The organism is bacterium, assembly GCA_022763185.1.
Lineage (GTDB): Bacteria > Bdellovibrionota_G > JALEGL01 > JALEGL01 > JALEGL01 > JALEGL01.
Map to the genome: position 1 here is coordinate 42979 of JALEGL010000010.1, position 9674 is coordinate 52652.

At 36.4% G+C, this 9674-nt stretch carries 7 protein-coding genes and 2 tRNA genes; 6 read left to right on the top strand and 3 right to left on the bottom strand.

The annotated features are described in order from the left end of the window. Positions 1-289 precede the first annotated feature (289 nt). A complete protein-coding gene (gene pepN, locus MRY82_06820; GenBank protein ID MCI5072634.1) occupies positions 290-2863 on the bottom strand; it encodes an aminopeptidase N in 2574 nt (857 codons plus the stop codon). A gap of 211 nt (positions 2864-3074) precedes the next feature. Between pepN and MRY82_06825 the strand changes: the two genes are divergently transcribed. From MRY82_06825 to MRY82_06845, 5 genes are all read left to right on the top strand, one after another. Further along, a complete protein-coding gene (locus tag MRY82_06825; protein MCI5072635.1) occupies positions 3075-3695 on the top strand; it encodes a hypothetical protein in 621 nt (206 codons plus the stop codon). Positions 3696-3778: 83 nt separating this feature from the next. Continuing rightward, positions 3779-3855 (top strand) — tRNA-Arg (locus MRY82_06830). A 48-nt stretch (positions 3856-3903) separates the two neighbouring features. Beyond that, positions 3904-3979: transfer RNA gene (locus MRY82_06835), tRNA-His, on the top strand. Between the two features lie 201 nt (positions 3980-4180). Next, positions 4181-4738 (top strand): hypothetical protein, encoded by a 558-nt coding sequence (locus MRY82_06840; protein ID MCI5072636.1) that lies wholly within the window; start codon positions 4181-4183, stop codon positions 4736-4738. Positions 4739-4857: 119 nt separating this feature from the next. Beyond that, positions 4858-5103, top strand: a complete 246-nt coding sequence (locus tag MRY82_06845) for a CPXCG motif-containing cysteine-rich protein (protein ID MCI5072637.1) — start codon at positions 4858-4860, stop codon at positions 5101-5103. A gap of 95 nt (positions 5104-5198) precedes the next feature. Here MRY82_06845 and MRY82_06850 read toward each other — a convergent pair whose 3' ends face one another. Together MRY82_06850 and MRY82_06855 are read right to left on the bottom strand one after the other, a co-directional pair. Further along, on the bottom strand, positions 5199-6386 hold the full coding sequence (locus MRY82_06850; protein ID MCI5072638.1) for a hypothetical protein: 1188 nt from the start codon (positions 6384-6386) through the stop codon (positions 5199-5201). A 258-nt stretch (positions 6387-6644) separates the two neighbouring features. Further along, positions 6645-7967, bottom strand: a complete 1323-nt coding sequence (locus MRY82_06855) for a DEAD/DEAH box helicase (protein ID MCI5072639.1) — start codon at positions 7965-7967, stop codon at positions 6645-6647. Positions 7968-8148: 181 nt separating this feature from the next. Between MRY82_06855 and MRY82_06860 the strand changes: the two genes are divergently transcribed. Then, positions 8149-9492 carry a KAP family NTPase gene (locus MRY82_06860; protein MCI5072640.1) on the top strand — a complete coding sequence of 448 codons (1344 nt, stop codon included), beginning with the start codon at positions 8149-8151 and terminating at the stop codon, positions 9490-9492. Positions 9493-9674: the final 182 nt, after the last annotated feature.

The window sequence follows — 9674 nt, forward strand, 5'->3', positions numbered from 1 at the left end:
TTGTTTTTACTTTCAATCCAAAACATAAAATTCTGCCTCAGATTTAAAAGTATTTGTATGCTTATCTATATGATTTCGGCTTATAACAGAGAACGATCGGCAAATCACTAATAAGTTAATATTTTTTCTTATAAAATGAATGCCTGTTTGGGTGCGATTAATAGCAATTTTCAGAAAAAAGTCTTTTTCTTCTCGGCCTAGAGCATTGTTTGGTAAGACCTAGAAAACTGGCAGAAGAAAAAACCCGTTATTTTTCTTCTACCTTAGTCAATAAGCTCAAACAACCGTACTATAGTTTATTGAACTGACGAATCTTTACACAAGTTTCATAAGATTCATGCATAATCAACAAGTTCTTTTTGACAATGGGCAAAAAGCTTTTTTGATTCTTTTTAATAAACTTACCCAATCGCTCAACGGAGGCTGAGTCACAGCTCACTGGAGCTAAGCCAATGGTGAAACGAGTCAATAACTCCAAGTCACCCTCTTTATTCTTTTCTAGAATAGCCTCAAACAAACGATCATAAAAATCTGGCTTGAATTGCTCTTGATCATTCGGGAGCAAATTCCCAATGACCACTGCTTTTTTGGCTAGGGAATCCAGCTCATTGTTCATGAGTGTGTTGTACCATTCATTTTTAGAAGATGCGTCTGGATATATCACTTTACACGCTATGGCTGATTTAACCCCACCCGATGATTTATCTTTTTCTTGTTCAGCTTTAAGCAGATCTTTGGCTTTAGGGTGAGCTAAACTATTAAGCGTCTTAATGGCTCCCCATCGCTTATCTTGATCTATAATGAGGCCTTTAATTTTTGTTTGGCCGTTAAGTAAAGACAAAAGTTGTTCTTGAGCCTGTTGGCTTTCTAAACTGTTGACATATGCGCCATACCACAGCGACTGAAAATCACTTTCGGCTTTGGCTGCATTAAGCTTTTTCCAAAAGAAATCTTCATATTTTTTTTGTAAGACTGTGTGTTTATCTTTTTGATTTTTCACATAATATAAGACTGCGTGATGACTTCCTCTCCTACCAATGATGGTATTGGTGATTTGACCAGCAACATCAACATTGTCTTCTTGATCTAAATGCGCATCCACAATAGACAAATAAGCATCTACACTTAATTTTTGATCTTGAACCATGTCCCATAGGCTGCGCCAAATCATAGAGCGATGGTGCGCTGATTCAAACAGGTTTAAGTTTTCTTTTAAAAACTGTACAGACGCTTCATCAAAAACCACTTTTACAAAGTCATGATCGGCTTCATTGACAAAAACAAAAGCTGGACAATCTTTACCTTCAAACTGATTCAGTACAGTTTTTTCAGCTTCATACTGGGCAACGGTTTTAGCATAAGCTTTGAGTTGGCCGTCTTCAAGTTTATACAACACAACATTTACCTTATGTGCACGCATGACTGCATCTCCAGAAGCAACGCCTTGAATAAGCTCAAAATGTTTTATTTTCTCTCCAGCTTTGCACCCATCTAAATCGGCCTTAATTGTATTTAAACCTTTGTTTCTCAACCAGTCTCCTACCCATTCTTGCAAGGGTTTTTGTGCACCCTTTTCCAAAGAGCCAACAAAGTCACTCAATTGGGTGTTTTTATAAGCATAGGTTTTAAAGTAATGGCGCATGCCTTTTTTAAATTCATCTGCCCCAACATAATAGGCCAACTGCTTTAAAGACGATGCCCCTTTGCCGTAGGTGATGCCATCAAAGTTAGCAAAAGCTTGGTCGGTACTTTCAATTGTGGCTTCAATAGGATGGGTGGTCACTCTCTGATCTTCTGTATAGGCCCACACTTTTATATCAGCATAAAAGTTATGCCATGCTTCTTTAAATTGTGTGTTTTCAGCTATGGCCAAGTAAGACATGTAAGTGGCAAAACTTTCATTGAGCCACAAGTCATTCCACCACTGCATGGTCACCAAATTACCAAACCACATGTGCGCCATTTCGTGCAAAATCACTTCAGCAATATTCATTTCATTAGAGCGCGTGTATTTACCTTTTTTGATGTAACGCTCAGAAAAAGTAATGGCCGCTGTATTTTCCATGGCTCCAGCATTAAAGTCTGGAACAATCACCTGGTCATACTTGCCAAAAGGATAATCATAATCAAAGTAAGCATTGAAAAATTCAAAACCTTTTTTTGTGATATCAAACCAAAACTCTTGATTGACATATTTGGCCAAAGATTTACGGGCATAAAGCTTTAAAGTCATACCATTATGCTCTGATGTCCAGGACGTATAGTCGCCAGCATGCAGTGAAAAAATATAGGTGCTAAAGCGTTTGGTTTTAGGAAAATGCCAGTGTTTTAAATCGCCTTCGGTTTTAACATCAGACTCTTTTGCAGCAGAAATCACCTGCCAATTTTTTGGGGCCGTTACCTTCATTTCATAGCTGGCTTTTAAATCGGGTTGATCAAAGCAGGGAAACATTCTGTTGGCATCAAAAGGCTCAAAATTGCTATAAATATAGCTGGTGTTATCTTCAGTATCTTCAAAACGATAAAGGCCAGCTCCATCATTGCTGTAAGCATGTTCAAAGGCTATTTCCAAAGTGTTTTTGCCTTCCTTAAGTTGTGTTGGATCAATGCTTAAAAAATTGCCGTTATAATTGGCTTGATAGCCTTCATCATTAACCTTGAGTGATTTCACTGTCCCACCAATAAAGTCTACGGTTAAGGGTTGGCTCTGGGCTTTGTAATCAAAGTGAATGATTGAAACGCCACTGAACTTTTCTTCTCCGTGACTTAAATCAAATGATAAGTTGTAGGATACATTCGCAATATGCTTAGACCTAAATTCAGCATAGCTTTGACTTAAATTAGGTTTGTTTTCTCGATTCATCAAAGTATCTTTCCTTTTTATGTGTTTAGAACAGGCCAAATTTAACATTGTCAATGACACAAAAAGCGCTAGGCCAAAAAAATTTTTTCTCATATTTCAGGATTTATGCATGAACACTGCAAATTGCAAATTATTCATATGCTATTGGCATAAAAAGTGAATAAAACCACATTAAAAACAATATAAATACAAACACATCATGAGGTTTTTTATGCTCAGCCACTACATTCAACAAGGATTTAAGTATTACTTAACATGGTTCAAACACATCGTTAGTTTTTTTGTCCATTATCAGAACAACTTTGCTGTTCAGTTTTCGCACAGATCACATGCAGATAATGCAAGTTTATACATTTTGACGAGCACTCTATTTTTAATTGCTCAACTGACACACAGTGCTTATTGGCCACTTAGCTTTGTTTTATTGTCAAGCATTGCTTTTGCTATTTATTTGCCTGTTTTTTTGGTAATTACTGCCTTGATCAGCCAAGCCATAATCAATTACTTTAAGCTTGAACCTAAGTTAGATTTAACTTTAACATGGCAATCTTGGCTTAACTTTTATCTTTTTTGGTTACCTCTATTGGGACTGAATATATTCCTATCGCAAATACATTTTTTACTCAGTCCCTGTTTCATATTGGTATTTTTATTCGTCTTGTACAGACTATTTTTACATGTGCTGGGAATCAATCAACATCTGTCACGTAAAATCATCTTCTATGCCGGGATAGTCCCTTTAGGCTTGATTTTACTCAATCTACTGCTTAAACATTGGCTTTTTATGAGTCGTTATCAATCTATCAATACTCTGCTCAATACAATGTATTGATGCTTGCGTCAGTTTAATTTTTCAAGATAATTCTACAAATAGGATTTACTTTTGAGTAAAATTGACCTATACAAGTGAATCTTGCGCCTGTAGCTCAGCTGGATAGAGCAACGGCCTTCTAAGCCGTAGGTCAGAGGTTCGAATCCTCTCAGGCGTGCCATTTTCATGGACAAATGCCACAGTCTATGAAAAGAAAAACCCTAAGATGGTGGGTATAGCTCAGTTGGTAGAGCGCTAGGTTGTGGTCCTGGATGTCGCGGGTTCGAGTCCCGTTACTCACCCCATATCTTTCAACTTCAAAATTCATTTATTTTTCTCCCCCACATAACCAGATACGTTTATTTGTTATCTTTTTAGGATAATTTTTCATTTGAATAAGATGGTGTTAATCTTTCAATTCAGTAAAGTTTTTGATGAAGTAACTTAAAGTTAGATTATCTTCTTATCAAATATACATTTAATTTTAAATCAGAGAGGTTCATGCCATGCGTTTAAAACTGTTTCTTTTAACCATTTTAAGCTTACTTATTCTTCAATGCAGTGGGGATAATGTTGAAGAAGAACCCTTACTCAACGCATGTTCAAATAATCCCTGCAGTACAGTGGATACGGCAGCACAATGTTCATTAACTGATACACCCTTAGGTTACAGTTGTGAATGTTCCACTGGATTTTTAGATACAGGAACCACTTGTAACGCTTGTGCCTTCAACGATGGTCAAACTACCGTTGACAGCACTTCTGGAAACACTCTTTTTTATGTCTCAGGCAGCTGGGGAGTTAGACAAGAAGACTCTTACATCTATGATGATACCAACAGTACCGCTTATATTGTTGTGAACGTGCCTGAGCCAGGCGAGTGTGATAATAACCTCTGTGACTACCTAAGCTCTATTTACGCTTGCAATCAAAGTACCGGCGTTAAAGGTGCTTATCAAAGCGCAAGTGGCTTAGCAGGGCATAGCATTATTTTCTTTGATAGCTTTTCTGATTTACAAAATTACAGAGACCTTAGCCAACCTTTATGCGAAAGCGGTAACTAACTTGTTGTGACAGGTTTTAATATTCTAAGCTTTTTAAATATAGCCTGAGTAACTAGGCCTGTTCACAGATACTCAGGTAAATTTGACAATCCCATCTCAACTTGGGCATATAGACACAGATGTTAGATTGGATTCAGTACCAAAACATACAGTGCCCCTACTGTGCTGAGTATTTTGAAATTGAAATTGATACCAGTGCCGGTGCGGATGTCTATGAACTCAATGCAGGCAGCGCAGCAGACACTCTACAAGACCATCAGTACATAGAAGACTGTTACGTGTGTTGCAGACCCATTAAAATCATGATTGCTCAAGACCCAGAGTCTGGCCAAGTATCCACTAAGGTTAAACGCCTAGACGAGTAAAAGCTAAGTTTGTTTAAGTGCCAGGCGTGTTATTTGGATGCACGCCTTCAATATTACGCGCTGCATCCGAAAAAGATGCCTGGCACCTTAACTTATTAAAGACTTAACAAGGCATCTGCCATGGTCACGTCAAAGCACTGCACTTGATCAAAACCAAAAGCAAGCATATGGCCATAAATCAAATACATGTTACTGACGTTGCCCTCAGCATAATCTTTATTCTCATTGTAATCCACCATGGCATCCAGACCTTGATTCATTAATTCTGGAGTTAAGCTATTATCTTGCGAGAGCCCTAGGCTGTTCAAACGGTAGTAACCTCCGTATTTTAAAACCGAACCTACACCAATAACCGTTGTTATTGGGTTTTGTTCAATCCAGCTCAATGCATTGATGCCCTGGTAAGATATGTCTTCTGCTGCTTTCTTAGACAATTCAATCACACGCTCTTTTTCACCCTCAATTGATCCAATGGGGTTAGGATTACCAGGTTGTGATTTACCATTATCAAAAGAGTGTTCCCAACCCTCTGGCTTTTGCTCAACAACTTGACGTCTAAAGTCCACTGAAGCCACGTTGCCTAAACCAATGACCTGGACCTCACCCTGATGATTGGCTGCAATCAACTGTGTGCTGGCTCCGCCAATATCCCACACCAAAGTGTTTTTTGGATCTTCAACGCCTTTAGCTACAAGAGCAGAAATAAAACCAAGCGCGGCTTCTTGTTCTTGACTGATGATGCTTACTTCATCAAAGCCAAGATTTTTTATTTGTTTAACAGCGCGTTTGGCTGCTTTTGGTGCATTTTTTTCAAAGGTTCTAAACGCTGATGTTGCCACAGCCACATATTTATCCTCATAGGCAATGCCAGGGTTTTTCATTTGATAGGCGTGTTTTTCAAGCTTAGCATACTGCAAAAATATTTTTATTGCATTAAGACCTTTGTTTAAAGTTTTTGCATCAATCATTCCATCGGGGATGTCGTCAGAGTTTAAGTCTTGCTCTAAGGCTTCAGCATAATCAACTTTAATGCTGTCAGAATAATTTGTACCATCAAACTGCGCTTCTAAATCAACTTTTTCAATGCTGCTGTAAACTTTGATGTCTTGCCCTGCTACAGAAAGGTTAAAGGCATCACTTTGACAAACATTACGACGACCAATTGACATTTTTGTAGAACCTGAACCAATATCCAAAGCCACAATTCGCTCAAAGCAGCGATCTTTAGCCCAACTTAATGTTAATGAACACGCAATTAAAATTAAAAAATATTTTCTAAGCACAGCCCCTCCTTAAAAGACAATTACACTTTAATATAACGCGACGCATATGTTGTTAATAACAATCTGTCAAATGTTTTTAAGAATTATTGCCTAAAGGTTACGGCTCTTCAATGACTGGCATCTGTAAGAGAAGGAACCATTGATTTATTTTCATTCTTTGGAGTCTAGAGAGATTAACATTCCAAGCCTCAGAACTGTTGTTTCAAAAATTCATGAAACAAAGCACAAGCTATGCCTCATATAAACATGGAAGATAAGTTAGGTCTTAGGCTTGCTTTTTTTATTAACTGGCTTCTTTGAAGACGAAGTTTTTTTTACCGTGCCTTTGCGTTTAAAAGGTTTCTTTTTCCAGCGGCCTCTGCTTTTACTGGCATCAATCTTGGCTTTGGCTTTACCGGGCTTGACCACCGCTGCATTTTGCGCCAGATCAGAGTGAAAAGGCTGCTCTTTGACTACTGCAATGCTTTGTTGGGTTTTCTTTTCTATATTTTTTAAATAAGACTTTTCATCTGCGGTGACCAAAGAAATGGCCTTGCCCTTTTTACCGGCTCTGGCTGTTCTGCCAATGCGGTGCACATAGCTTTCAGCTTCATTGGGTAAGTCATAGTTGATGACATGCGTAACATCATCAATATCAATGCCTCTGGCCGCAATGTCCGTGGCCACCAAGACCCTCACTTTATTGTTTGAAAAATCCTTGATGGCTTTTTGCCGAGCCGCTTGCGATTTATTGCCGTGGATGGCGGCGGCAGATATTTTATTTTTGTGCAAACGCTCCACCACTTTGTTGGCCAAGTGTTTCATGCCCACAAAAATCAAAATCTTTTTAAATGACTTGTCTTTAAACAAATGCAAGAGCAGCCCTACTTTTTCTTTTTTCTCAACAAACATCACCGTTTGCTCAATGGACTCAACGGTCGTGGACTCCGGAGTGACTTCAATTTTTTTGGGATTGACCAAGATTTTTTGCGCCAGAGCATTGATTTCTTTGGGCATGGTGGCAGAAAAAAAGACATTGCGTCTTTGCTTGGGCAGCATTGGAATGATTTTTTTAATGTCCCTAATAAAGCCCATATCCAGCATACGGTCCGCTTCATCCAAAACAAACACAGAGAGTTTCTGCAAAGAAAGATGCTTTTGCTCAATCAAATCCAAAAGCCTGCCCGGTGTAGCCACCAAGACATCCACACCGCTTTTTAAGGCTTTGACTTGCCGTGTTTGATTGACGCCACCAAAGATCACGGCATAGCTTTGCTTGAGGTACTTGCCATACTCCACAAGGTTATCATAGATCTGAATGGCCAACTCACGCGTGGGCGTTAAAATAAGCACATGCGTATGTTTTGGAATCAAGCCCAGGTTTTTTTGCTCCAGTTCATGCAAAATAGGAAGACAAAAAGAAGCGGTTTTGCCGGTGCCGGTTTGAGCAATGCCAAGCACATCATGCCCGGCCAAAAGCATGGGAATGGCCTGCTCCTGAATGGGTGTGGGTGTTACATAAGAAATATCATGCAAGGCTTTTAACAACTTTGCATTTAAAGGATAGTCAGCAAATACTTTGCCAGATTTAGTTTGAGTCACGCGCCCCTTAAAACACATTCACGCCACATAAACTAGTTTAATTTGATTTAACGTTAGAATGAAAAAAATACTTTGTTTTTTTATTCAGTCGACTGTCCCTGGGATTAAAAATTTTTTAATTTTTACCTTTATACTGATAAATCATAGCTTAATGCATAACTAATGTATAGAACGTTATATTATGAATGAAAAAATTGAAGGTTTGGTAGAAATACCTGAACATAAAAACATCATAAATAATTTAATACAATATTTTGAATATGAAAAACAATACTCACCTTTCATGATTACTGGTAGTTGGGGATGTGGTAAATCAACTTTTGTTAAAAGAATAGCTCAAGAAGTTAAAAATCAGCACAATGAAAAATATGATATTAGAATAATTGATTCATATAAATATGACCACACCGGAGAAGCTTTATTAGTTCTTCTTTCATATATTATTGATGAAAATTTTAGCAGTGAAGATGAAGTTGTAAATAATATTAAATCAATTTCGAAAATTATAGGTAAAGGAGCATTAAATGTTGGAGTTTCTTTACTTTCAAATGGTTTAATTGAACCTACAGATATTAAAAAGGCTATTGGAAACATTATTGATCTCAATGAAGAACAGTATATTAAAAAAAAATTGAATAAAATTAAAGGTCTTCAAGAAGATATTCAAAAGATTAAAGAGTTAATAACTAAAAATTATGAAAAAAGTAAAAAAAAGAAAATATTAGTTATAGATGAACTCGATCGATGTAAACCACAATTTTCCATGGAAACAATCGAGATAGTAAAGCATATTTTTGATACTGAAGGTTGTTTTGTAATATTTGTAACAAATTATGATTATACAAAAAAAATAATTACAAGCATGTATGGCCTTGATTCTTTCAGCGATGATTATCTTAAAAAGTTCTATAAATATAAGATTCAAATTACTGAATACTCTACACAAGCAGGCAAATTTTTAAAATTAGGAACTAAAAGACTTCAAAATCTTTTAATCCAGAATCAAAAAATCAATACATCAAATATTTTTAATAAACAAAACACATATCTGGTAAAAATTTTTAATGATAAGTCCATAAGCTTTCGGGAAGCTGAGCAAATATACATAAAGATAGATATTATTTGTAAAAGATATTCAAAAGATCTAACCAATTGGAAAAATACTTTTATAGCAGTATTAGCTTCATATATAGACTATTTTTATCCTGATAAAGTCGATGCTATTATTCAATCAAAACTGACAACAGAACAGTTTCTAAATTTGATAAAATACAATATACCAGAAATTTTAAAGGATATTTTTGGCAAAAGTCTTAATGATGAAAAAAAACTCTCAAGTAAAAAACTTAAACCTTCTGACTTACTTATACTTGATTTACTTCGCGATTACGAAAAGACTTTATTATATCCTGAAGAGACTAAGTATGAAATTGATAGTTTTATTGATTATATTCGGGATTTTCCGCATTTTGATTGTTTAATAAATAAGTTAATAATTTATTTGAAATCTATTCATCTAAGTTAAGTAGAAATACTCATGGGCAATTAATGTAACTGTACTCTACTTCTTTTTCAGATGAAGAGTTCTAAAATCTAAAATTCTGAAATTCTAAATTCTGGGGACAGTCGACTGAATTATAATTTAAGGAGTAAACATACCTATCATATTTTTCAAATGAAGTGTTCTAAAATGATTTATAAAACACA

Coding starts and splice junctions, on each gene's coding strand:
- MRY82_06860 (MCI5072640.1), top strand. CDS start 8,149: ATGAATGAAAAAATTGAAGGTTTGGTAGAAATACCTGAACATAAAAAC.
- MRY82_06825 (MCI5072635.1), top strand. CDS start 3,075: ATGCTCAGCCACTACATTCAACAAGGATTTAAGTATTACTTAACATGG.
- pepN (MCI5072634.1), bottom strand. CDS start 2,863: ATGAATCGAGAAAACAAACCTAATTTAAGTCAAAGCTATGCTGAATTT.
- MRY82_06840 (MCI5072636.1), top strand. CDS start 4,181: ATGCGTTTAAAACTGTTTCTTTTAACCATTTTAAGCTTACTTATTCTT.
- MRY82_06845 (MCI5072637.1), top strand. CDS start 4,858: ATGTTAGATTGGATTCAGTACCAAAACATACAGTGCCCCTACTGTGCT.